A 24,727-nucleotide genomic window follows, 5' to 3' on the forward strand; every position below is an offset into this window, starting at 1 on the left:
ACCGCCTGTACGGCGGCCGGTGGCAAAGGTAGGTCCGTCCCGGCCGTGGCCGGTTGGTTTTGGCATACGGTTTCGCTTACCTTGTGACTTCCCATTCACCGTGACGCCCTGCCCCTGCTCATGCAAGATTTCGGCCTGGAAATAACGCCCCGCCCCGACTTGCCGGCTATTGTGGCCCGCTGGCAGCGCGAAATCACCGAATCGGAGCTGCAGCACGGCTACCTCGGCATTCTTGCGGCTGGCGACGCGCTGGGCTGCTGGCGCTGGCTGCTCGACCTGCGCCGCCGCGACGAGCTGGCCAGCCCGGCCCTCGCGGCTTGGGTCAACGCCGAGTTTTTTCCCCGGCTCCGGCACCGCTACGCCGCCCCCGTGCGCATTGCCTTCCTCATCTCGCCTCTGCGCGCCGCCACCGGGCAGTCGGCCAGCTCCGTCGCGGCCATCAGCGCCACTCCCCGCCCCGAGCAGGACTTCCAAACCGCGTTGTTTACCGACGAAGCCACCGCCTACCGTTGGCTTGCCATCGACCCGTAATAGTGAAGCCCGAATTTTATAGCTGCTCCGGAAACTTTTTTTCAAAAAAACGCCTAAACAAATTCCCTTAAAAACCGCCTAGATGAAGTTTTGAGGAAGGTTGCTCGAAATTTTCAAAAAGATTGTGGCATTTTTCCACCAATGCCTATTGCGTAATTGGATTCCGTTTCTCTACATTTGGTCTGATTCTAGCGGGGTAAAAACTACCACCGCCCGTCGCTCCCAATTTTTTTCTCGGTAACTGCATACTATGGCCTAAAGCTCTACGTTCTCCTATTCCGTAGCCCTTTATGGACCTCATGCAACCGAGCGACTCCGCGCTCATCTCGCTCTACCTGGCCGGCCAGGAATCCGCCTTCGCTATCCTGCTGGAGCGGCACCGCAGTCGTGTGTTCACGACCATCCTCCTCATCGTGCGCGACGAGGACGTGGCCGAGGACCTGTTGCAGGACACGTTCATTAAGGCCATCCACACCATGAAAAGTGGCCGCTACAACGAGGAGGGCAAGTTTGCGCCCTGGATTTGCCGCATCGCGCACAACCTGGCCATCGACTCGTTCCGGCGCGGCAAGCGCGTGCCCCACATCAGCCTCACCGACAACGAACGTTTAAACAACACCCTGACCATTGCCGACGACGGCCCGGACGATATTCTCGCCCGCGAAGAAACTCACACCCGCCTTCGGGCGTTAATCCAGGAACTGCCCGCCGCCCAAAAGGAGGTGCTACTCATGCGCCATTACGGCGATATGAGCTTCCAGGAGATTGCCGACGCTACCGGCGTGAGCATCAACACGGCGCTGGGCCGCATGCGCTATGCGCTGATTAACCTGCGGAAGAAGATGACCGCGAATTCCCTGCATCACTATGATTCAAACCTTACCCCATTCGACACTGCTCCAGTATGTGTACAACGAATTGCCGGTTGAAAGGCAGCGCGAGGTAGAGGAGGCATTGCAGCACGACCCGGACTTGGCCGCGACCTGCGCCGACCTCCTTTTGGCCCAGCGGGCGCTCGACGGCGTACGTCGCAACCCCCGGCCCGAAACCTCCGAGGCCATTTTGCGCTACTCGCGCACTTTCTTGAGCAAGTCCTGAGCCCATTCAATTTCTTGTGGCGGCCGCTCCACACCCCGCGCTGGCGGAGTTAGGCGGTTTACGCCTGTCATGCTGAACGCAGTGAAGCACCTTATCGCGTGAGAACGGCTTGTTCTGCCGTGATAAGGTGCTTCACTGCGTTCAGCATGACAGCCGAGAGCAGGGATAAGTGCGACTACCATACTTTTGTGGCATCCCCCACTCCCTCGCTGCATGACTCGCGCCAACCGGTTCCGCTACTTCCTCGATTACTTCACCACCAACTTCCCGGAGCCCAAAACGGAGCTGGAATACGGTAACCCATATGAGTTAATCGTAGCCGTAGTCCTCAGCGCGCAATGCACCGATAAGCGCGTGAACCTGGTGATGCCGCCGCTGCTGGCACAATTTCCCACCGCCGCGCACCTCGGTGCGGCCTCGGCCGAGGAAATATTTCCCTTCATCCGCAGCGTCTCTTACCCCAACAACAAGGCCAAGCACTTGGCCGGCCTGGGCCGGATGCTGATCGAAGATTTTGCCGGCGAAGTCCCGAGCCAGATTGACGAATTGCAGCGCCTGCCTGGCGTGGGCCGCAAAACGGCCAATGTGGTGGCTTCCGTCATCTACAATCTCCCCGCGATGGCCGTCGATACCCACGTTTTTCGGGTATCGCACCGCCTGGGCCTCGTGCCCAAAACGGCTACTACCCCGCTGGCCGTGGAGAAAGCATTGGTGCGCTACATTCCGGAAGAGCTAATCAACAAGGCCCACCACTGGCTGATTTTGCACGGCCGCTACATCTGCGTGGCGCGCTCGCCCAAGTGCAGCATTTGCCCGTTGGCCCCCAGCTGCGCCTACTTCGAGAAGCATTTCGGTAAGGCACTGGCCTATGTTCCCATCCCGGAGGCATAAGGCAGAATGGCTAAAAACGTAGGCTTAGCAGGTTTTTTAGCACACAAAGTTCCATTGTGAGTTCTAGAAAGCACAAAGGCATTTCGACCTGGCACAAAATCAGGTAGCGGCGGACTCCAGTATTCGCTGCACTTGGGCAGCCATTCGCTGGCGGTCGAATTCGCACGCTGCTAAAGCGCGTCCATTTTCCCCGGCCCGGGCCAGCATTTCGGGCTGGCGCAGCAGTTGCTGCAGCTGCGCGGCCAGTGCCGAAGCGTCGCCAGCCGGCGCGTACCAGCCGCAGGCATGTTGCTCCACCAGCGCTTTGGTCCAGCCCACGTTGGTCACCACCACCGGCGTGCCCACGGCCAGCGAGTCGTACAGTTTCGCCGGCGAGTTGGCATCCAGTACCGGCAGCCCCAGAAACGAAACCACCGACACATCGGCCAGTGCGAACCACCGGAAAACCTCGTGCCGCGCCTGCCCCCGCACCAGCCGGATGCGGCCCGGCCAGCGCACCGCCGCCGCCGCAATCAGCGGCTCAAAGAACCCGTGGCCCAGAAACAGCCACACCGTTTCCGCATCGGCCGTCACCATAGCCTCGGCGGCTGCCACCAGCGTTGGTATGTCGTTGGCGCGGCCGAAAGTGCCAGCATAGAGCACTACGCGCTTGCCAGCCAGGCACTGCTCCTGCCGCAGTTGCGCTACCGCCGCCGGCGTGGCACGGGCCGCCAGTGCCAGGTCGGTACCATTGAGCACGGTGGTCACTTTCGTGGCCGGTATGCCCAAATCCTTCACGTAGCGCGCCATATCCGGTGAGAGCGGCAGAATATGTCGGGCGCTTTTATACAGCCGCTTTTCCAGCTGATAAAGCTGCTGCCGGGCCAGCGCCGTGGGCACAGCCTCCATCGCAATGGGAAACGCCGGCCACAAATCCTGCACCTCAAACACCCACGGCACCCGCCGCCAGCGCGCCACCTGCGCCGCTGCCCAGGCCGCCGTCAGCGGCGTGCTGATGCCCCAAATCACGTCTGGCTTATCTATCCGCAGCCCCTCCCGCACGGCCCAGCCGGCGTATTGCGCAAAGGCCAGCGCCCGCCGGGCCGGGCCCATCTTGTTGTCATAGCGCACATCGGCTTCGCGGATTTCCACCCCTTCCGGCACCCAGGGGAATTGCTGTGTCAGCCGCTGGCCTTTCCAGGCGGGAGTAGTCAACAGCGTTACCCGGTGCGTTTTGGCGATGTGCGCCAGCAGCGTGTAATGCCGGCTGGTGGCCGGGCAGTCGGGGTTGGTGTGGTACTGGCTGAAAACGGCGATGTGCATGGGGCAATGAGTGAATGGGTAAGTGAGTAAATGAGTAAAGTGCTCTATGGAAACTTTACTCATTTACTCACTTACCCATTTACCGCTTGGGCCGGTAGTGCGAGTCGTTGAGAATGCGCTGGGCATTCTTTTCAGCCATCAGGCGGCCCAGCGTCACGTCGGGGTGCTCGGCCACGTACTTGCGGATAATTTGCAGGCCCACCCACTGGCCCACGCGGCCGGGGCAGGTTTTGTCGATTTCGGGCACGTTGGGCCGCTCGCCCACGTATTTCTGGAGCAGAAACGGCGTGGTATTGTAGAGCAGGTTTTTCTCCAGAAAATGTCCCCACACCCGGCCTTCGTTGGCATCGAGCCCAATCATCTCACGTTTGGTATAGCCCATCAGCACCGAATCGGGCGTGCAAGGCAGCACCAGACTGGCAAAATACAGCGACTTGCCCGCGTGTACCATGGCATCGAGCATAGTATTGGCCGTCAGCTCGTGGCGGTTGTACTTGCTGGCCACGTCCTGGGCCAACAGCGGCATCAGGCCGGCCGGCGTGTAGCGGCGCAGCATGTATTGGGGCAAATCGGGCCGTTTGCTGGCTTTGGGGCCGATAAACCAATCCAGGCTCATTACCAGCAGGCTATCATTCACATAGATATCTTTCGCCAGAAAGCCGCTCACATACGTTACCGTAGGCGGCACCCGGAAATCGGGGAAATAGTAATGCACCCGCCGAAACATCTCGCCCAGGTTGTGGCGCAGGGCGGCGCTATCCGGGAAGGCCGCAGCCGTTTCCCGGCCTACTTGCTGCAGCGCCGGGTTGGTAGCCAGATGCACCAGACTGCTATCCAGTTGCTTTTCAGTTGCGGGCTGTCGTTGCAAATAGTACCGCGCAAATGCCGGGTTGGCATCCATGAATTGCTGTGCCTGCGCTGGGGTTTTCAGCTGAAAAAAGGCCGGCTCCAAGCGCTTCATCCGCATGGGTACAGCGGCGGCATCCTCGGCCGCGTCGGGGCGGCAGCCTTCGGCAGGGCCGCTTTTGCAGCCGCCTAAGCCGAAGCTGATTCCTAAAAAGAGGGGCAGCCACCGCCGCCAGGCAAAATTATTCGTATTCACGCACGTTACTTTGAAGTAAAATTAGCCAAAAAACCTGTTGGCTGCCGGCAGTTGCCGACGGCAATTGAACGACAAACCCGTATGAAAAAACTACTGCTCGCACTTTTCACGCTCGCCGCTACCATTGGCAGCGCCTCGGCCCAGGTCGAAATTGGCCTGAAAGTTTCGCCGTCTATCACCAGCCTGCGGGCCGAGTCCACGTCTAAAAATAGCTTTGCCAGCGATGGCAGCCAGTTCGGCTTGAGCGGCGGCTTGGTGGTCGATTACTTTTTCGGCGAAAACTACGCTTTCAGCACGGGCCTGGAACTGGCGGGCAAAGGCGGCAGCATCCGCTACACCGACTACCTGAATAGTGGCGTCGGCAACGGAAACCCCGTTCCGGTTTCGATGAAAATCAGCACGCAATACTTGCAGCTGCCACTTTCGGTAAAGCTTTTCACCAATGAAATTGCGCCCGCCACGCGGCTTTATTTCCAGGTGGGCGGCTCACTTAACGTGCCCATTGGCACGCGCATCAACGGCAACAAGTTCTATACCGACCCGGTCACCGGCACTGAAAACAAAGCTGGCGACTACATCTACTTCTTCGACGCCGATGCCCTCATAGCAGCGGGAGCCGAGTATACCGTGGGGAAGAGCACCAAGCTTTTTGCCGGCCTCGGCTACCATCGGGGCTTGGTTGATATCGACCATTATTTTGAAAGCAAGCGCGGCATGAGCGACGTAACCATCAAAAACAGCTCGTTCGGTTTGGACTTAGGCATCAAGTTCTAACCCACCGCTAAGTCCTAACAAAAAGCCCCAGCCTCTAAAGAAGCTGGGGCTTTTTGGTGAAAAGTGATTCTACTCACTAATCCACAATCTCAACCTCGCGGTCCTGCAAGCGGCTCATGGCGGCGGCCGACGAGCGCAGTTGAATTTCCTCACCCCGCTCATCTTCGATGCGGTAGTCGGTGAGGCCCAGGCTGCTGTCATTCACCACTTTCACCCACTTATAATACTTCAGGTACCATTTCATTTGGCGCGAAATCAGCCCTTTGGTATAGTACGCGTACAAGAATGGGTGCACCGACAGCGTAATACCCGACTGGTTTTGGTTCACCAGCAGGTCGTCGATGCTGTTGTCGATATCATCCGTTACTTGGATAGAAGCCGAAATCTTGCCCGTGCCGCCGCAAGTGGGGCACACCTCGCCAGTCACGATGTTTTCGGCCGGTCGCACCCGCTGGCGGGTGATTTGCAGCAGGCCAAACTTGGTGATGGGCAACACGGTATACTTCGCCTTGTCGAGCTTCATTACGTCGCGCACGGCGTCTTCCACTTTCTTGCGGCTTTCGGCCGAACGCATGTCGATGAAGTCGACCACGATGATGCCGCCCATATCCCGCAGGCGCAGCTGACGGGCCACTTCTTTGGCTGCCAGCATATTAATCATTAGCGCGGTGGCTTCCTGGTCGTTTTCCTGGTTGCTCTTGCTGCCCGAGTTCACGTCGATAACGTGCAGGGCTTCGGTGTGCTCGATAACGAGGTAGCCGCCGCCGGGCACGGTCACGGTCTTGCCAAACAGCGTTTTCAGCTGCTTTTCAATACCGGTTTGCTCGAAAACCTTGATTTTCGAGTTGTGCAGCTTTAGCAAGCCGAGCTTATCAGGCGCAATTTTCTGCAGGTAGTCCCGCATTTCCTCGTACATCGCCGGGGCATCTACGGTAATGCTGTCGAACGACTCGTTCAGCATATCCCGCACCATCGACGACGTGCGACCCAGTTCGCCAAGCACTTTGTCGTTGGGCTTGGCAGTGCGTAGCGTGCTGTAGAGCTGCTCCCACTTTGCCACCATGTCCTGCATGTCCTTGTCAAGCTCCGCCACTTCGCGGCCTTCCGCCACGGTGCGGATGATTACACCGAAGTTCTCGGGCTTGATGCTGGCGATGAGGCGCTTGAGGCGGTCCCGCTCCCCTTTGCTCACAATTTTCTTGCTGACGCTGATGGTGTTCGAAAACGGCATCAGTACCAGGTAGCGGCCCGCCATCGAAATGTCGGTGCTCACGCGGGGCCCTTTGGTCGAAATAGGCTCCTTAATAATCTGGACAACAATCTGCTGCCCTTTTTTGAACACGCTTTCAGCCTTCCCTACTTTGTCGAGGGCGGGCTCAAACGTGAATTTCTCCAGCCCGGCGCTGGGCGCCCGGCCACTCTGTACCGTGCGCGCCCACTTCGTGAAGGAATGGTACTGCTCGCCGAGGTCGCCGTAGTGCAAAAACGCGTCTTTTTCGTAGCCAATGTCCACGAAAGCAGCGTTCAGGCCGGGCATCACCTTTTTCACGGTGCCCAGGAAGATGTCGCCTACTGAGTAGTTGGTGTCGTTGCGGTCGAAGTGGTATTCAATCAACCGCTTGTCCTGCAACAACGCTATTCGCTCGCCTTCCTGAGTAGAATTAATGACTAATTCATTACTCAAAGCCTTGATTTAGTTAAAGTAACCTACCGGTAATGCCATCGAAGGCCTACCCCGAAACTGGCAAAGGGAAGCCAGAACCTGACGGCTCTGGCTTCCCTCGCGAGCCACGGGAAAAGCATCTGGCGCGGCCCCACTCGGGAGGCTACGTGAGAGATAGGCGGCTGGCTCCCTTCCCGTTAGGAAAACTGCCGGCCGCCGCTACGCCCCGTGAGGCTTACTTCTTCTTGTGGCGGTTCTTGCGCAGGCGCTTCTTGCGCTTGTGGGTGGCAATCTTATGACGCTTTCTTTTTTTACCGCAGGGCATGATGCTTGGGGGTTAAGTTGGTGATTAATTGTGTCGTAGCTATTTCAGTTTGGCCATTTGCTCTTCCACCGAAGCGGCCAGCGCGGGGTCGTTGCTGAGGCTTTTGGCGGCGAGAAAGGCTTGTTTGGCTTCTTCTTTGGCGCCAGTCTGGGCCAAAGTTACGCCGAGGTAAAACTGTCCGTTCACATTTTTTGGATTGACTTTCACCAAATCCTGAAAACGCTTCACGGCTTTGTCGTACTGGTTGCTTTGCACCGCGAGGATGCCCATATTATACAGGGCTTTCTCGTTGCGGGGGTCGGCTTCCAGCACTTCGCGCAGGTAGGTAACGCCCTGCACGGGGTTTTCGGAGGCCATGTAGGCCATGCCGAGGTTGGTTTTGGCGTCGAGGTTGCCGGGTTGGTCCTTCAACACCTTGGTGTAAAGCTCCCGCGCCTTGCCGCCGAGCAGTTTCACCCGCTCGTCAGTAGCCGCAAAGCTAAACGCCTGGAAATAGGCATCGGCCGCCTGCTGCCAGTGTTGGGCGCTGGGTTTGGACAAGGCCACTTGCTCCAGGTAGTAGCCGGCGCTATCGAAACGTTCCACGTCGTTGTAGCGGCGGGCCAGGGTGGTGGCCACCGTGGCTTTGGCATCGGGCGTGGCAGCGGCCTGGTACTCGCCCAGCAACCGCGCCAGTTCCTGCCGTTGGGCGGGGCTGGTGGTGGTGTGCGGGGCGGCGTTGGGACCGTTGTTGTCGGTGGCGGTGGCGGGCACCGGCCCCGAGGAAGCCTCGGTTTTGGAGCCGTTGGTGGCCATACCGCCGCCGTCACGGTTGGCCGTGGCAGCAGCGTCCTTACTCAGCTCCGATTTACTCTCTTTCGGCTTCATGATGCCCTTGGGCAACACGTATAAGCCGCCCACCAGCGCGAGCGCGGCGGCGACGATTACCAATTGATGCGGAGCGGTGCGGGTAGTAGCCATTAGCTGAAAAAAGCCGGCCGCCGGGCTTTCCCTTGCGGAAAAGACACCGGCGGCGCGGCCGGCAATTCATTGTTGTTGTGAAACTGACCGGCAGTTAATCCGCCTGCTGGTTTCTTTAACCAACAAAATTAGGCTTTGGCCGCAACGGCTTTCACCTTCTTGCTGTTCTTAATCTTAGCCACGAAGGTTTTCGACGGCTTGAAGCTTGGGATGTAGTGCTCCTCGATGATGAGCGACGTGTTTTTCGAGATGTTGCGGGCTACTTTACGAGCACGCTTCTTGTTTACGAACGAGCCAAAGCCGCGCACATAAATGTTGTTGCCCTCGGTCATCGAATCTTTCACGACTTTGAAGAAGGCTTCAACAGTCATCAATACATCAGCTTTCTCGATGCCGGTCTTCGTGGAGATTTCGGCGATTACCTCAGCTTTAGTCACGTTGGTATGGTACTTAGAGTGGTTGAAAAAAATACAGTTTTAGGCAAAAAAGTCCCAAATTTCAGCGTAAGCCCTTGCCCGGTAGGCGGTTCGCCCTTGAATTGGGGCCACAAAGGTAACCCCATTTTTTTGTTTTACCAATCAACCTTCACAAACTAGGTGTTGGCCCAAATTATTCGCTTTCAAAATTTTGACCGCAAAAACCCATCAGCCTTCCTTCCTGGCCTCGGCCCTACTGGCCTGGTACCCACGCCACCACCGCGACCTGCCCTGGCGCCATACCCGCGACCCGTATGCCATCTGGCTGTCGGAAGTTATTCTGCAACAAACCCGTGTGGCGCAAGGCCTTCCCTACTACGAAACCTTCTTGGCGGCCTACCCTACGGTGCAGGCTTTGGCCGCCGCGCCCGAGGCCGAAGTGCTGCGCTACTGGCAGGGCCTGGGCTATTATTCGCGGGCTCGCAACATGCACCGCACGGCCCAGCAGGTAGTGACGGAATACGCCGGAAAGTTTCCTGGCACCTACGCCGAATTGCTGAAGCTGCGCGGCATCGGGCCCTACACGGCGGCGGCCATTGCGTCGTTTGCCTTCGATGAGGCCGTGGCCGTGCTTGATGGCAACGTGTACCGCGTGCTGGCCCGCATTTTTGGACTGCATTCCGATATCGTGGCGCCCAGCTCGCGCAAGGAATTCCAAGCCGTGGCCGACCAGCACATCCCCGCCAGCACGCCGGCCGATTTCAACCAGGCCATCATGGAGTTTGGCGCGATTCAGTGCACGCCGGCCAAACCGGACTGCCTCTTCTGCCCGCTGCAGCACCAATGCTGGGCGTTCCAGCACGGGCAGGTGGCGCTGCTGCCGGTGAAGAGCAAGGCCAAGGCCTCACGCACGCGCTATTTCCACTACTTCGTGCTGCGCCACGGCGAGCAGACATACCTGCGGGAGCGCCGCGAGAAGGACATCTGGCAAGGACTGTATGATTTTGCCCTGACCGAAACTACGGTGTCCGAGCTGCCGCCGGCGGAGCTGGCGCGGCAGCTGGATGCCTTGGGCGCTACCCTGGACACCAGCCAGGCGGCCGAGCCCAGCGCCGCCTACCGCCACGTACTGAGCCATCAGAAGCTGGAGGCGCGCTTTCACGATTTGCCTCTGGCGCAGCCGCTTCCTGCTACGACGCTTCGCGACCTGGGCCTGCGAGCGTACTCGCCGGCAGAGATTGAGGCCTTGCCCAAACCCAAGCTGATTGCTAATTATATTGAGCAGAAGCTTTAAGCCAGCCCCTCCCAATATTTTTGGATTTATTGGCAAAAATTATTAGCAAAAAGTATTGCTAATCGATTTTAAACTCTTATCTTTGAAGCAAGAACAAGCCGGGTGGCTCGTTCGACTGTGTATTTCCTAACGTGCAATAATATGGCCGGAGTGAACAAGGTGATTTTGGTAGGCAACCTGGGCAAAGACCCCGAAGTGCGCCATTTGGAAGGCGGTGTGAGCGTGGCTCACTTCACCCTCGCCACCAACGACTATTACAAGGACAAGCAAGGCAACCGCGTGGAGCGCACCGAATGGCACAACATTTCGGCGTGGCGCGGTTTGGCCGACATGGCTGATAAATTCCTCAAAAAGGGCCAGCAAGTGTACATCGAGGGCAAGCTGCGCACCCGCCAGTACCAGGATAAGGACCAGCAGACGCGCTACATCACCGAAATCATCGCCGATGAGATTTCGATGCTGGGCGGCCGGCCGCAAGGCGCGGCTCCGGCAGCAGGCGAGGCTAATGGTACGGCCGCTGCCGAGCCGCAGCACAGCTTCCGGCAAGAGCCGGAGCTGGACCAGCTGCCCTTCTGACTCCCGAATGGCGGACTGAGTGGCCTGTGGCTGCAACTGTCCAGAGCGATGATTGAGATGAAGCCCTGGCACTGTGCCGGGGCTTTTTTCGTTGCGATGGCAGTTACCTTTGAAACTACGTAGGCTGGGCCGTTTTGGGCCGGGGCCGCTTTTTGCATGAAATACCTTTCAACCTTGCCGGTGCTGACCGGGCTGATACTGCTGGCGGGCTGCTCGTCGGCCCCGGATTTTACGCCCAAGCCCAAGGGGTACAACCGCATCGACCTGCCGGCGCACCGCTACCGGATGCTGCCGGCCGGCCACCCGTATGAGTTCGAATACTCAACGCAGGCTGTCATTAAGCGCGATTCGTCGTACATGGCGCAGCCGCACTGGCTGAATGTGTACTACCCCAAACTGCACGCCAACGTGCAGATTACCTATATGGACGTGCAGCGCGACCGTCGCCTCTATAATAAGATGATGGAAGATGCCCGCAAGCTCACGGGCAAGCACGAAATCAAGGCCACGGCCATTGATGAGCGGATTTTGAAAACGCCGAGCGGCATGCGCGCCTCGGTGTTTGAGCTGCAGGGCGAGGTGCCGAGCCAGTTTCAGTTTTACACCACGGACAGTACCAAGCACTTCTTTCGGGGGGCGCTGTATTTCCGCACGGCCACGGCAAACGACTCACTGGCCCCGGTGATTGAGTACGTGAAGACGGATATGGTGCGAATGCTTAACACATTGAAGTATAAGTAGGGACGGAGAATGAGTAATTTCTTCAATACCCGGCTCGAATTTTTGCGCTCGGTGGGTAGCCTGCAGCGGGCGCAGTTGCTGGGCAAAGAATTGAACCTGTTTACCTACGGCGACCTGATTCAGCGCTACCCGTTCCGCTACCTGGACCGGACGCAGGTGTATAAGGTGGCCGACCTCAACGATGACTTGCCCTATGTGCAGGTGCGCGGCATGCTGCGCGGCAAGGAGCTGGTGGGCGAAGGACCGAAGCAGCGCCTGACCGCGAAGGTGGGCGACGGCACCGGCGAGCTGGAACTGGTGTGGTTTAAGGGCGTGAAATGGGTGCAGCAGTACACCAAAAACAACCAGGAATACATCGTTTTCGGCAAGCCGACGATGTTTAACGGGCGGCCGCAGATGGCGCATCCGGAGTTGGAGGAAGTGAGTGAAGCCAAGCCGGGCCAGAGCTTTTTGCAACCCGTTTACAACACCTCGGAAAAGCTTAAAAACTACCACCGCGTCGATAGCAAGGCCATTATGCGAATGGTGGCGGAGCTGTTGCGGCTGGCCTTGCCGCACATCACGGAGTCGCTGTCGCCGGCTTTAATTGAGCGGTATGGGCTGATGAGCAAGGCGCAGGCCTTGCAGCAAATTCACTTTCCGCAGAGTGCGGAGCTGCTGGCGGCGGCGCAGTTCCGGCTCAAGTTTGAGGAGTTGTTTTATGTGCAACTCAAGCTGCTGCGGCAGCGCGACCAGCGCAAGGTGACGCTGGCAGGCCAGATTTTTAATCAGGTACCGACGCTGGTGGACTTCTACAAAAACCACCTGACGTTTGATTTGACGGGGGCGCAAAAGCGCGTTATCCACGACATTTACAAGGACTTCTGCACTGGGCAGCAGATGAACCGGCTGTTGCAGGGCGACGTGGGCTCGGGCAAAACCATCGTGGCCTTCATCGCCATGCTGATGGCGGCCGACAACGGCGCGCAAAGCTGCATCATGGCCCCAACCGAGATTCTGGCCGACCAGCACTACGTGGGCCTGAAAGTGTACGCCGATGCGCTGGGCATCAAGATTGGCAAGCTTACGGGCAGCACCCGCACGGCCGAGCGGCGCGTGCTGCACGAGGAGCTGCGCAATGGCACCATGCACATGCTGGTGGGCACTCATGCCCTGCTGGAGGACGTGGTGCAGTTCCGCAATCTGGGGCTGACCATTATGGATGAGCAACACCGCTTTGGGGTGGCGCAGCGCTCGAAATTGTGGCAGAAAAACCCGCACGTCATTCCGCACGTGCTGGTGATGACGGCCACGCCCATCCCGCGCACGCTGGCCATGACCTTGTACGGCGACCTGGACGTGAGCGTGATTGACGAGTTGCCGGCCGGCCGGAAGCCCATCGTGACGGTGCACCGCTTCGATGCCAACCGCCTGAAGGTGTTCGAGTTTATCCGTGACCAGGTGAAGATTGGGCGGCAGGTGTACATCGTGTATCCGCTGATTGAGGAGTCGGAAACGATGGACTATAAAGACCTGACCGATGGCTACGAGAGCGTGGCGCGGGCCTTTCCGGAGTTCCAAATCAGCATCGTGCACGGGCGCATGAAGGCCGAGGAAAAGGACTACGAGATGCAGCGCTTCATCAAGCGGGAAACCCAGATAATGGTGGCGACTACCGTGATTGAGGTGGGCGTGAACGTGCCCAACGCCTCGGTGATGGTAATTGAATCGTCCGAGCGGTTTGGGCTGTCGCAGCTGCACCAGCTGCGGGGCCGCGTGGGCCGCGGGGCCGACCAGAGCTATTGCATCCTGATGTCGGGCTTCAAGCTGAGCAAGGACGCCCGCACCCGCCTCGAAACGATGGTGCGAACCAACAACGGCTTCGAAATTGCCGACATTGACCTAAAGCTGCGCGGCCCCGGCGACCTGATGGGCACCCAGCAAAGCGGCGTGCTCGACCTATTGATTGCCGACCTAGCCAAGGATGGCCGCATCCTGAGCGAAAGCCGGGCCGCCGCCCAGACGTTGCTTAGTGAAGACCCAAACTTGGCTAATCCGGAGAATGCCAATATCCGCCACCACATCGAAAGTCTACCGGCCACGGCCGTGAACTGGAGCCGGATTAGTTAAACGTTTGTGCTGAGCAGTGGGCAAAAAAAAACGACTTTGTAAAAAGTCGTTGGGGTGTTCTGCCTAGAACATCTCAGCAATGAGTCCGCTACCGCTCTGCTGCGGCTGGGCCTGCTGTCGGGTGGGCTGGACGGGCTCGGAAGTGAGCACCTGGTGAACCATGATAACCGAGGAGTTGGGTTTGGTAGCAGGTTCAACTGTTTTGGCTACGGTAGAAGGTGCTGACTCCTTAACAAGTCTGCCGCCAATGATAAGGGCCGATAACAGTGTGAACTTAAGTAGTGACTTCATAGGGATAGTAGATATTAGCGTTTGCAAAGGTAAGGCAAAACTGAAGTTTGTTCAAAAAATCCGTTAAAAAGGTCAAATAACTCGACCAAGCGTGGGGGTAACAGCTTGAAACGAGGCGCGCTCAATTGGTTCCGATTGAACCTTGGACGCTAACACGAAGTAAACGGGCTCCCTGTACGAAAGTGACTGCTGAAGTGTTATGCTTGAAATACTTTTTTGTTAGCAACCGCCTTCTCTTCCTGAAGGCATAACCGGCAAAAAGCAAAGTCGAAACTCAAAAGCAGGTACTTTTGGACACACAGGACCGTTGAAATCCATTTTTTTATGTTTCCAACACGCCAAAATTTTATGTTGCAGCGCGCAGTAATGGTCGGGCTAATGAGTGGGGTCCTGTTGGGCAACGCCGCATCGGCCGTAGCCCAGAAGGTGAAGTCGGCCCCTTTCAGCTACCTGCCCGAGCAGGGCACCGACCGCTACGACATGCGTGTGCCGTACAAGACGTTGGCGCTGGCCGATGGGTCGGGGTTTGTAATTCTGGCCCACCAGAGTGCCGGCGGCTATGCCGTAGAACGCTACGATGCCGACCTCAAAAAGCAGTGGACTACCACCATTCCAGTGGGCCCGGGCGAGACGCTGGAAGCCTTCGGGCGCGGCACGCAACAGGCCCTGGTGGTGCTGCACCACAAGGATGACAACGGCCAGAACCTGACCGTGGTACCCGTGAGCCTGCAAAATGGCCAGAAGGGCGCGGCCAAGATGGTAATGAGTGCTCCGGCCCGCGACCGCCGTCCCGGCGTGAGCATCTCGCCCGACGGCAATCGGCTGCTGGCTTTCCGTTACCTCACCAGCAACCAGCAGGTGAAGAGCATTGCGGCCACGCTCTTCGACCAAAGCCTGGCGCAGCTGGAGGAAAAAACGTACGATTTCCGGACGCTGAGCGACTTTTTCTCGCCGGCCGTGTATGTGGCCAATGACGGCACGCAGTACGTGACGCTCATCAGCGAGGGCATGAAGAAGCTGACGGTGCGCCGCTACCCGGCCGGGCCTTCCACCGAAATCAAGGTGCTGGGCGTGCCGGTGGGCGGCGTGTTTGGCGGCCGGCCGGTGACGGTGCGCGACGCCAAATTCACGGTATTGAACGACGGCAGCCTGTATGCCGCCGCGCTGTGCGCCGACTACCAAACCGGCGAATATTACAGCCTGAAGGTGGTGAAATACGATTTCAGCGGCAGCGGCGACATGAAATTCTCGCCGGAATTCCGCTTCACGCCGGCTTACCTGACGGAGGTGAGCAAGGCCAGCGGACTTGAGGTAAAACGACTCGATGACATCTACTTAGGCGAGTTGCTGCTAACGCCGGAAAAGCAGCTGGTGGTGGTGGCCGAAAAGCACTTTGAGGAAGGTGGCAGCGAAGCCCCGGTGCACGCGCGTGAGCTGCATCTATTTGGCTACAATGAGTATGGCGCGCCCACCTGGCACAGCATCGTGGCGAAGGACCAGGTGGCTCCGGCCGTGGATTCCTACACGGGCATTGGGTTTCGGGCGGCGGTGTTTGGCGGCACGGTGCAGCTGCTCACGCTGGAAAATATCAACAAAAAATCGGACCTGTACCTGCGCCGCGTGAACGCCCAAACCGGCGTGGTGAGTGCGCCTGAACGGCTGAAACTAAACGTGGCCGACGACCAGCAGCTGGCTTACGTGAAGGATTTCACTACTTGGCTGGACGAGAAAACCATCATTGGCGTGAGCCGACCCAGCAAGAAATCAGCGGCTTTGCAGCTGGAAAAAATTGTGGTGAAATAAGAACGAGGGCAATGCTATTGCATGGCCTGAAAAACAATAGTCAGGCACATGCATCATTGGTGCCGATTGGCGCAATCGTTCCCGACATCGTTCCCGGCATCGATTGCGAGAATATAGTTGAACAGGGGTATTGAGCTACGGTCGGGTTTGATTGACTTTGCCGGGAAGTCTTCTTTGCTGAAGATGCATTATCCCACCCTCTGTTCATCTTTTTCATGCTTAAACTTTTACTTGCTGCTGGCAGCACGACCGCCCGCAAGCGCGGTCTTGGCTTACACGTTGCCCTGCTCTTGCTGACGGGTGTCGGGCTGCCTTTTGGTGCGTGGGCGCAGTCGGTGCCCGTGGCGCAATGGGCGCTCACGAGCAACAACGCGTCGACTTATACCGCACCGGGCCTGACGGCCGGCACGCCTACACTCAAGCGACTGGTAGCATCTGCTAATGCTACTGTACTGGCCAATTCGGCCACTTACGGGCAAGCCACGGCTCCCACAGCCGATGGGCTATGGACGACGCCCGGGGGCACGCTGAGCCGCAAGTATTACCAACAGTTTACTATAACGGCGGGCACGGCCAGCAGCGTGCGGCTCGATTCGCTGGTGCTGACGGAAGCTTATTATGCGACGGGCAGCAATGCAAAGCTGGCCGTGGTATTCTCCAAAACTGGCTTCACGACCAATGATTCGACGGAAATAGCCGGTACTGGCACGGTGAATAATGGAGCATTGACCTTTCCCAGCACAGGACTGGGTGGCTTTGCCAAAGCGGTAGGAGTGGCGCAAAACAATGCGGGTCCGACCGCGCCCACTAACACCTACCGACTGGCGCTGAACACAACCGGCGGCGTTACCCTTGCCGCTGGACAGACGTTGAGCATCCGGCTCTACAACAGCTGCGGCAGCACCAGCAATGGCAAATATGTGATGCTGAAAAACCTGGCCGCCGTGGGACAGGTGCTCTCGGTTGGTACCATCACCACCACCACGGCTCAGGTATCATTTGCCACGCCGGCGGCGGGTGGCTATACCTACGGCATCAGCACTAGCCCGGCCGGAGGCACGGCCGCGCTGACTACTGCGCCCAGTGTCGGCAACAATTACGTAGCAACCTATACCCTCAGCGGGCTCACATCGGCCACGGCCTACGCAGCTACCGTGACGGCCACCCCGGCGGGCTCGCCGGCCGGCCCGACCGTGCCTGCCATCACCAGCCCCACCTTCACCACTACCAATGCCAACTGCCCCGACGTGAGCAGCGTGGCTGTGGGCAGCATTACCCAGACCGGGGCCAGCGTGAGCTTCACACCCGGCAGCGGCAACGCCTCGTTTGTAGTGACATACACGCCTTCGGGCGGTAGCACCACCACGGTGAGCCCTAACCCCACCGCCTCGCCGGTGGCACTGACGGGCCTGACGGGCGGCACCGCCTACACCGTGACGGTGCAGAGCGTGTGCGCTAGCGGCTCGGGCACGGCGCAGGCTACTACCTTCACTACCCTCACCTGCGCCGACCCCAGCGGGCTGGCCGTGAGCGGCATCACCAGCACCTCGGCCAGCCTGGCGTTTACGCCCGGCAGCGGCAACAGCAGCTACACCGTTTCATACTATCCCACCGGCTCGCCCGGCGCGGCCATGACGGTGAGCCCTGCTCCCACTGCCTCGCCGGTGGCCCTGAGCGGCCTGACGCCCGCCACCAACTACACCGTGACGCTGCAAAGCACCTGCGCCAATGGCGCGGTAGGCAACGTGCTCACCCGCACCTTCACCACGCGCCTGACCAGCTCGCCGGTATTGCAGCAATTTCCGCTCACGGCTAATGCCAGCGACGACCCAACCGTGCGCTCGGCGGGTGTGACGGCCAGCACCGCGACGCTTACCCCCTCGACCACGACCCCACTGGTACTGTCGGACGGCAGCTCTAAGGATGGAGAATCCACTTACCTGCCGGCCTATTCTGCTTTGGGCCAGGGCATTGCCCCTAATGCTGATGGCACCGGCTGGAATGGTACCGTGAGCCTGACCCGCTACGAGGAATTTACCGTGACGGCCGCCCCCGGCGGCAGTGTGCGCGCCGACTCGCTGGTGTTCAGCGCGGGTGGCTACGGCTCGACCATGAACGTGAGCGTGGCGTATTCGACCGACGGCTTTGCCACGGCCGGCACCTTCATCGCGGGTTCGCAGGCCACACCGGTGGCGCTTAATAAGGTGAGCAGCAACGGCTACTCGGTGCTCCGCCTGCCGCTGGCTGGCACGACCGGCGTGACCGTCGCGGCGGGCAACATTATTTCCTTCCGCCTCTATTACGCCCTGGGCACCAGCAGCAACCGTCATGCCCTCACCAAAAACCTGTACGTGACCGGAGTAGCCACAGCCGCCTGCCCGGCAGCTACGGCCCTCAGCATTAGCAATGTGACAGCCGCCGGCGCGCAGCTCAACTTCACGCCGGGCGCGGGCAACACCAGCTACACTGTAACCCTGACGCCGCAAGGCGGCACGACTACCACGCTGACGCCCGCGCCCACCGCCTCGCCGGTGGCACTTACGGGTCTCGATGCCTCAACTACCTACACGGCTACGCTGCAAACCAACTGCGGCGGCACGCCCGGCTACGTGCAAAGCGTGAGCTTCACGACGCCAGCCGCGAACTCGGCCGTGCTGCAGCAATGGCCCCTCACGGCCGATAACACCGATAATGCCGTGGTGCGCTCTTACGCCGTGGCGGCCAGCACGCCCACCCTCGCAGGCCTGGCGGCCTCTACCAACACCGCCAGCAGCTCACCCCCCATCCCGGCCAATTCCACCACCTATGCCCAGGCAGTTGCGCCGGCTGGCAACGGCGGTGGCTGGAGTAGTTCGCTCAGCAACACAGTGTATGAGGAGTTTACGCTGACGGCCGCCAGCGGCGACAATCTGCGGGTGGATTCGCTGACGTTCACAACGGCATTCTACAACACCGGCAATGGCCGCATTGCCGTGGCTTATTCGCTCGACGGCTTCGGCACCAGCTCCTTCGTGCTGGGCACGCTGGGCGCCCCGGTTACGGCCAACAACTACAACAGCAGCGGCTTCGGCACATACCGGCTGGCGCTAGGGGGCCTCACCCGCAGCAGCGGTCAGACGTTGAGCGTGCGCTTCTACTACGCGGCGGGCACTAGCAGCAGCGGCCGCTACGCGCTGCTGCGCAACGTGTACTTCTCGGGCGAGGGTTTCGTGAACAACCTGCCCAACCTGACCATCGGCGACACGCGCAGCGTGGCCAATGGCACCACTTACGGCAACGTGACGGTGCTGCCCGGCGGTACGGCCACCCTCGGCGGCCCGCTCGCGGCCCAGGGCGCTATCACGGTGCAAAGCGGCGGCATCCTCAACACCAACTGCCAGCCCGTGACGGGCCCGGCTACCTTCGCCCTGAACGCCGGGGCCGAGCTGCAAATCTGTGCGCCGGCCGGCATTGCGGCCAGCGGCAGCACCGGCGCGGTGCAGGTGACGGGCACCCGCACGTTCAGCTCCGATGCCATCTATACGTACACCGGCACGTTTACCAACGGGACCAACCAGCAGTCGGGCTCCGGCCTGCCGGCTACGGTGCGTAGCCTGAAACTCAACCTGGCCACGGCCACCGACTCGCTCCAGCTCAACAGCGACGTGACCGTGAACACCAGCCTCGTGCTCAGCCGCGGCGTGCTCAAAGGATACCTGCCCGATGGCTCGGGCGCGCACCTGCTCACGCTGGGCCGCAACGCCACCATCAGCGAAACCGCTACTAGCTTTGTGCTGGGCCAGGTGCAGTCGGCTACGCTCAGCTTCGTGGCCGATGGCAATTCCACCGGTTTTGGCGGCTTGGGGCTTACCCTCACGGCGCACACCGCCGGCGGCGCGGCCCTGCCCGGCAGCACCTACGTGGTGCGCACCACGGGCACGCCGGTTTACGGCGTCACGCCCGCGGCCGGGGCCAATGCCGGCATCACCAGCCGCAGCATCCGCCGCCAGTACCGCATCGTGCCCACCACCGAAACCGGCCTCAACATGGACCTGGTATTCGGTTACTCGCCCACCACGGCCGAACTGAACGGCATCCCCGCCGCCAACCTGCAGCTGTTCAGCCGACCCATTGCTGGCGGCCTGTGGCGGCCCGAAGGTGGCACCGCCAGCGCCAACAACGTCACCCTGACCGGTCTCACCCACCTCTCCGACTGGACGCTGGGCAACAAGGCTGCGCCGCTGCCCGTCACCCTCACCCGCTTTGATGCCGAGCGCCAGGGCCAGCAGGCCCTGCTCACCTGGGCCACGGCTACCGAGCAGAACAGCAAGGGCTTTGCCGTGCAGGCTTCGGCCGATGGCCGCGAGTTCCGCACGTTGGGCTTCGTGCCCAGCCGCCAAGCCAGCAGCAGCCAGGCCCAGTCTTACCAGTTCCTGACGGCTGCGGATAATCTGACCGGTACTGTCTATTTCCGTTTGCAGCAGGTCGATTTAGATGGCAGCAGCACCTTCACCGCTCCCAAAGCCGTGGTGTTTGGTACCGGCAACGCTTCTATCCTAATCGCCAGCCCCAACCCTTTTTGGGAAACCCTGACGCTGACCACTCAGGCTGCCTCGGCCGGGGTTGTTCCGCTGACATTCACCGATGCTACCGGCCGCACTGTCCTCAAGCAGTTGGTGGAAGTGCCCGCTGGTTTGGCCAAGCTGCCCATTATCAATCTTTCGTCCCTGCCCCGCGGGATATATGTGCTGCATATCACGCTGGACGGTAAGGCCCAGCATTTGAAACTAGTGAAAGAATGAGATTTATTTGCTGATACTTATTAAACAAAAGGCCGCTCCTGGATTCAGAAGCGGCCTTTTTGCTGGATTTATTTTTAGCTTACTCAACTGCCAGTTGCTGGCTGGCCGACTGCCCCCCTGCCATTACGCGCAGCGTGTAAAGCCCGGAAGCAACGCCCGATAAATCAAATGAAGCCCGGGTTTCGGTTCCAGCCAGTGGTAGGATGATGGTACGCACCTGCTGACCCAACCCATTCAGCAGCACCATCCGGGCCTGCGTGGCACCGGCCACGGCCGGCAGCACTAGGCTGACCGCGCGCTGCGCCGGGTTGGGGAATACTTCCAGCCTGCCGCTACCCAGCGCCGCTCGGGAGGCTAGTGCCCCCCGGAAGGAATAGGTGATGGGCGCGCCGGCCGTGTAGGTAACGGCAGTGCCGCTACCGCACAAGCTCCGTACCTGCACGGAATATGTACGGCCGGGCACCAGGCCGGTAATAATGATGGGTGATGCGGTAGAAGTCACCTGCCGCACCGAGTCGTTGGGCACGTAATACGTCACGGTGAACCGGGTATTGTTGGCTCCCGATGTGAAGCTGACCGCGGCCGTGGTGGCGCTGGTGGCCGTTACCACCACATTGGTAACCGCGCCACAGGGCACCGCCACCGTGGGGGTACGGAAGGTGAGGCCTGCTGGGACCGAAGTAGCGCCGCTGCAGTTGCTGAAAACCCGCACCACGTATTGTGTGCCGGGCGACAAGCCGCTGAGCCCGATTGGTGAGCCGGTCACGGTCTGCGTGACGGCATTGATGCTGTCGCCCCAAGCATAGTAAACTATGCGGTAGCTACCGGCCCCGGCGGCCCCATTAAAGGTGATGGACGCCGTCGTGGTAGTCAAGCCCGCAATGGCTAACCCGGTTGGCGCCGCGCAGCCCGTATTAGGATTGGAACCACTGCCCGTAGTCAGAAACCCAATCCAGGGCGAGGCCGTGGTAAGGCCGCCCGCGCAGTTGCTCTGCACCGACACCCGGTACCAGCGTCCGGCCACGAGGCCCGTCAGCATCACCGGCGACGTGGTGGTATTGACGTTAGTGATGCCCGCCGCCGTGCTGTCGATAGAATAAAAGCGCACCGTGTAGCTGGCGGCCGTGGCCGAAGGCGTGAAACTAACCACCGCACTGGTATTGGTTATGTTGCGGGTAATGACGTTGGTCGGGGGCGCGCAGGTCTGGGCTTGGGCGGCGGGTACCAGCCACCCCAACGCAACGGCCAGCATGACCAAAAAAGGCGTAAAGTTTTTCATAAGTACAGAAAAAAAAGAAGTTGAGGAACAATCATAAGCCGGGCGGCCGCGCTGTGCTTTTCTTCCAGACTAACCCGCACCGCAAAAGGCTTCCAGTTATATCGGATTCTTCCCAATATAGTTACCCAACGTCCTGTCCTTAAACCCGTTAATTAAATAACTTATCTAAAAAAAGGCCGCTCCCGAACTCGGAAGCGGCCTTTTTTAGATAAGAAATCCATGAAATATGCCGTTAATCCGGCAAATCCATGCTTTAAACGGCGTATTCGTTGGCGGTAATCAGCTTGGCAGCGATGCGGCGGCGCGACTCCTTCACGTTGATGAGCTCCGTTTTGGTGAAGCGCTTCAGGCCCATGAGCAGCAGGCGCTGCTCGTCGCCCTCGGCCATGCTGCCGATGGCGTCCTTGCCGGCTTTCTCCACGATGTCCACGGCATCGGCCAGGTACACGCGGGCGATATCAATTTCCACGGCCATAGCTTCTTCGCCTTTGGCCGCAGCTTCCTTCTCCACGCGGAGCAGGGTGCTCTCGGCGATGTAGGTTTTGATGGCCATATCAGCGATGTTCATCAGCAGCTCCTGCTCTTTGGCGAGGGTGGCGGTGAACTTCTGCACGGCCGAGCCGGCCACCATCAGGACGGCCTTTTTCAGGTTGGCGATGGTTTTCAGCTCCTTGCTGAACAGGCCGGTTTCCTCTTCCTGGCTCATGCTCGGGATGCTCATCAACTCCTGCTGCACGGCCTGGGCCGGGCCCATCAGGTCGATTTCGCCTTTCAGGCCCTTCTTCAGAATCATGTCAACGGCCAGCAGGCGGTTGATTTCGTTGGTGCCCTCGAAGATGCGGTTGATGCGCGAATCCCGGTAAGCGCGGTCCATCGGGTAGTCGGCCGAGAAGCCGTAGCCACCGTAAATCTGCACGCCCTCGTCCACCACGTAGTCGAGCACTTCCGAGCCTTCTACTTTCAGGATGGCGCACTCCACGGCAAACTCGCGGGCCGCGCCCAGCAGCGCCTCGTTGGCGCCTTTGCCCTCGGCCATGAGCTGCTGCTCCATGCGGTAGATGTCGGAACCTGCGCGGTAAATGGCCGATTCTACGGCGTAGATGCGGATGGCCTGCTGCGCCAGCTTGTAGCGAATGGCGCCGAACTTTGAGATGGGCATCTTGAACTGCACCCGCTCGTTAGCATACTTCACGCTCAAGTCGGCGGCCATTTTGGTGGCGCCCAGGCAGGCGGCGGCCAGCTTGATGCGGCCGATGTTTAGCACGTTGAAGGCGATGAGGTGGCCTTTGCCAATTTCGCCCAATACGTTTTCTTTCGGCACCTGCGCATCGGTCAGGAACACCTGACGGGTCGAAGAACCCTTGATGCCCATCTTGTGCTCCTCGTTGCCGAGGCTCAGGCCGGGCGTGTTTTTTTCCACGATGAAGCCGGTAAACTTGTCACCGTCAATCTGGGCAAACACGATGAATACGTCGGCAAAGCCGGCGTTCGTAATCCACATCTTCTGGCCGTTCAGCACGTAGTGCGTGCCCTCGGCATTGAGCACGGCCTTCGTCTTAGCGCCCAACGCGTCGGAACCGGAGCCGGGCTCGGTGAGGCAGTACGCGCCCATCAGGGTGCCGTCGGTGAGGCCGGGCAGGTACTTGGCCTTCTGCTCGTCGTTGCCGAAGTACAGAATGGGCAGCATGGCGATGCCCGTGTGCGCCGCAAACGCCACCGGAAACGAGTGGCCACCGCCCACGCCCTCGGTCACGCGCAGGGCCGTAGTGAAGTCCATGTCCAACCCGCCGTACTGTTCCGGAATGCTCACGCCGAACAAGCCCAACTGGCCAGCCTTCTCCATCAGGCCACGCATCAGGCCTTCCTCGTGGTTATCGAGGCGCTCGAGCAGGGGCTGCACTTCGGCGGCCACGAAATCCAGACAGGTCTGGTGCATCATGACCTGCTCTTCGGTAAAGTCGGCCGGGGTGAAGACGCTCTGGGCATCGGTCGGCTTGATAATGAATTCGCCGCCCTTCAGGGGGACTTGCTGCGTTACTTCCATGACGGTTTGGGGTGGGGTGTGGAGTTGAAAAGTATTAGGCTAGCCTACTAGTTAGAGAAACAAAAGGCCGGCGGGTTTAGTGTTGCAAGGTAAGAAAAAATGTTAGGCGTGCCTACTATATCAGCGAAAGAAAACCCCGGTGGGACGGGGCATTTCTTCTCGAACTTGTAATGTGGCAACCGCTTGGAATCAGGGTTTATCCCTTAACTCATCCAGAGCACCGCTTTTAATTTTCTCTTGGATGTCTTTGTATTGATACTGCATAAACGCTGCAATTGCCGACAAATAACTTACCTGGGTAGTCACAGGCAACTTATTCTGCTTCAAGAAGCCACTGTAATCAGCGAGAATCTCCGGCACCGACCCGTTTCTCAGAATTACGACCTTGCCTTTTTGATTAATGAAGAGCTGCCCAGAATCATGGACGTTCAAAATAAACATGTAGACACCGTCTGTAAACTGCTTCTGTGAACGGTTTAGGACATTGTAAACAGGAACATATACGTATGTCTCGCCTATTGTCATCGGGCTACCATCGCGCTTCTCGATGTATTGGTATAGTTGAGCAAGGGCAGAAGCAGGCAATTTAACTGCCTCTTTGGCGGCAAAATCAAAATGCTGTGCCTGCGCACTTTGTGCACCAAATGTTAAGAGCAGCAGTGAAACACCTCTATCGACACATGGTATTTGATTACTACTGCGGTAAAGATGCTTCACTGCGTTCAGCATGACGTTCCTTTTAGGGGA

Annotated in this window: 18 protein-coding genes; 10 read left to right on the forward strand and 8 right to left on the reverse strand. The window is 59.2% G+C overall.

Annotated features, from left to right (window positions below):
• Positions 1 to 120: 120 nt before the first annotated feature.
• From I7X13_RS13955 to nth, 3 genes are all read left to right on the forward strand, one after another.
• The gene (locus I7X13_RS13955) at positions 121 to 531 is read left to right on the forward strand and encodes a hypothetical protein (RefSeq protein WP_198075972.1); all 411 of its coding nucleotides are present in this window, start codon (positions 121 to 123) and stop codon (positions 529 to 531) included.
• A gap of 290 nt (positions 532 to 821) precedes the next feature.
• On the forward strand, positions 822 to 1,460 hold the full coding sequence (locus I7X13_RS13960; RefSeq protein WP_198069106.1) for an RNA polymerase sigma factor: 639 nt from the start codon (positions 822 to 824) through the stop codon (positions 1,458 to 1,460).
• 382 nt (positions 1,461 to 1,842) lie between these two features.
• On the forward strand, positions 1,843 to 2,520 hold the full coding sequence (nth, locus tag I7X13_RS13965; protein ID WP_198075973.1) for an endonuclease III: 678 nt from the start codon (positions 1,843 to 1,845) through the stop codon (positions 2,518 to 2,520).
• A 99-nt stretch (positions 2,521 to 2,619) separates the two neighbouring features.
• Here nth and I7X13_RS13970 read toward each other — a convergent pair whose 3' ends face one another.
• Positions 2,620 to 3,822, reverse strand: coding sequence for a glycosyltransferase family 4 protein (locus I7X13_RS13970; RefSeq protein WP_198075974.1), 1,203 nt, complete (start codon positions 3,820 to 3,822; stop codon positions 2,620 to 2,622).
• 79 nt (positions 3,823 to 3,901) lie between these two features.
• Positions 3,902 to 4,924 carry a gliding motility lipoprotein GldB gene (gene gldB / locus I7X13_RS13975; RefSeq protein WP_198075975.1) on the reverse strand — a complete coding sequence of 341 codons (1,023 nt, stop codon included), beginning with the start codon at positions 4,922 to 4,924 and terminating at the stop codon, positions 3,902 to 3,904.
• Positions 4,925 to 5,005: 81 nt separating this feature from the next.
• Between gldB and I7X13_RS13980 the strand changes: the two genes are divergently transcribed.
• A complete protein-coding gene (locus tag I7X13_RS13980; RefSeq protein WP_198069110.1) occupies positions 5,006 to 5,698 on the forward strand; it encodes a porin family protein in 693 nt (230 codons plus the stop codon).
• Positions 5,699 to 5,774: 76 nt separating this feature from the next.
• Here I7X13_RS13980 and I7X13_RS13985 read toward each other — a convergent pair whose 3' ends face one another.
• The 3 genes from I7X13_RS13985 to I7X13_RS13995 form a co-directional block, all read right to left on the reverse strand.
• Positions 5,775 to 7,382 (reverse strand): Rne/Rng family ribonuclease, encoded by a 1,608-nt coding sequence (locus I7X13_RS13985; RefSeq protein WP_198069111.1) that lies wholly within the window; start codon positions 7,380 to 7,382, stop codon positions 5,775 to 5,777.
• Positions 7,383 to 7,725: 343 nt separating this feature from the next.
• Positions 7,726 to 8,646, reverse strand: coding sequence for a tetratricopeptide repeat protein (locus I7X13_RS13990; protein WP_198075976.1), 921 nt, complete (start codon positions 8,644 to 8,646; stop codon positions 7,726 to 7,728).
• A 128-nt stretch (positions 8,647 to 8,774) separates the two neighbouring features.
• Positions 8,775 to 9,116 (reverse strand): HU family DNA-binding protein, encoded by a 342-nt coding sequence (locus tag I7X13_RS13995; protein WP_317170162.1) that lies wholly within the window; start codon positions 9,114 to 9,116, stop codon positions 8,775 to 8,777.
• 157 nt (positions 9,117 to 9,273) lie between these two features.
• On the opposite strand from I7X13_RS13995, the gene mutY reads away from it, so the two are divergent.
• The 6 genes from mutY (at position 9,274) to I7X13_RS14025 (ending at position 20,657) form a co-directional block, all read left to right on the forward strand.
• Complete coding sequence (gene mutY, locus I7X13_RS14000) at positions 9,274 to 10,356, forward strand: A/G-specific adenine glycosylase (RefSeq protein ID WP_213019085.1); 1,083 nt, start codon at positions 9,274 to 9,276, stop codon at positions 10,354 to 10,356.
• A 141-nt stretch (positions 10,357 to 10,497) separates the two neighbouring features.
• Positions 10,498 to 10,932, forward strand: coding sequence for a single-stranded DNA-binding protein (locus I7X13_RS14005; protein WP_198069113.1), 435 nt, complete (start codon positions 10,498 to 10,500; stop codon positions 10,930 to 10,932).
• Positions 10,933 to 11,088: 156 nt separating this feature from the next.
• A complete protein-coding gene (gene gldD / locus I7X13_RS14010; protein WP_198069114.1) occupies positions 11,089 to 11,673 on the forward strand; it encodes a gliding motility lipoprotein GldD in 585 nt (194 codons plus the stop codon).
• Positions 11,674 to 11,682: 9 nt separating this feature from the next.
• A complete protein-coding gene (recG, locus tag I7X13_RS14015) occupies positions 11,683 to 13,782 on the forward strand; it encodes an ATP-dependent DNA helicase RecG (protein ID WP_198075977.1) in 2,100 nt (699 codons plus the stop codon).
• 639 nt (positions 13,783 to 14,421) lie between these two features.
• Entirely contained in the window at positions 14,422 to 15,876 is a 1,455-nt protein-coding gene (locus I7X13_RS14020; protein ID WP_198075978.1) for a hypothetical protein, read from the forward strand.
• A gap of 215 nt (positions 15,877 to 16,091) precedes the next feature.
• Positions 16,092 to 20,657, forward strand: a complete 4,566-nt coding sequence (locus tag I7X13_RS14025) for a fibronectin type III domain-containing protein (RefSeq protein ID WP_198075979.1) — start codon at positions 16,092 to 16,094, stop codon at positions 20,655 to 20,657.
• A 79-nt stretch (positions 20,658 to 20,736) separates the two neighbouring features.
• On the opposite strand, the gene I7X13_RS14030 is transcribed toward I7X13_RS14025, so the two are convergent.
• The 3 genes from I7X13_RS14030 to I7X13_RS14040 all read right to left on the reverse strand — a co-directional run bounded on the left by I7X13_RS14030 (position 20,737) and on the right by I7X13_RS14040 (position 24,709).
• Positions 20,737 to 21,936 (reverse strand): fibronectin type III domain-containing protein, encoded by a 1,200-nt coding sequence (locus tag I7X13_RS14030; RefSeq protein WP_198075980.1) that lies wholly within the window; start codon positions 21,934 to 21,936, stop codon positions 20,737 to 20,739.
• A 253-nt stretch (positions 21,937 to 22,189) separates the two neighbouring features.
• On the reverse strand, positions 22,190 to 23,980 hold the full coding sequence (locus I7X13_RS14035) for an acyl-CoA dehydrogenase family protein (RefSeq protein WP_198069120.1): 1,791 nt from the start codon (positions 23,978 to 23,980) through the stop codon (positions 22,190 to 22,192).
• Between the two features lie 189 nt (positions 23,981 to 24,169).
• Positions 24,170 to 24,709 (reverse strand): hypothetical protein, encoded by a 540-nt coding sequence (locus I7X13_RS14040; RefSeq protein ID WP_198075981.1) that lies wholly within the window; start codon positions 24,707 to 24,709, stop codon positions 24,170 to 24,172.
• Between the last annotated feature and the right edge of the window lie 18 nt (positions 24,710 to 24,727).

Origin of the sequence: Hymenobacter negativus, from assembly GCF_016056375.1 — a bacterium.
Taxonomy (GTDB): domain Bacteria; phylum Bacteroidota; class Bacteroidia; order Cytophagales; family Hymenobacteraceae; genus Hymenobacter; species Hymenobacter negativus_A.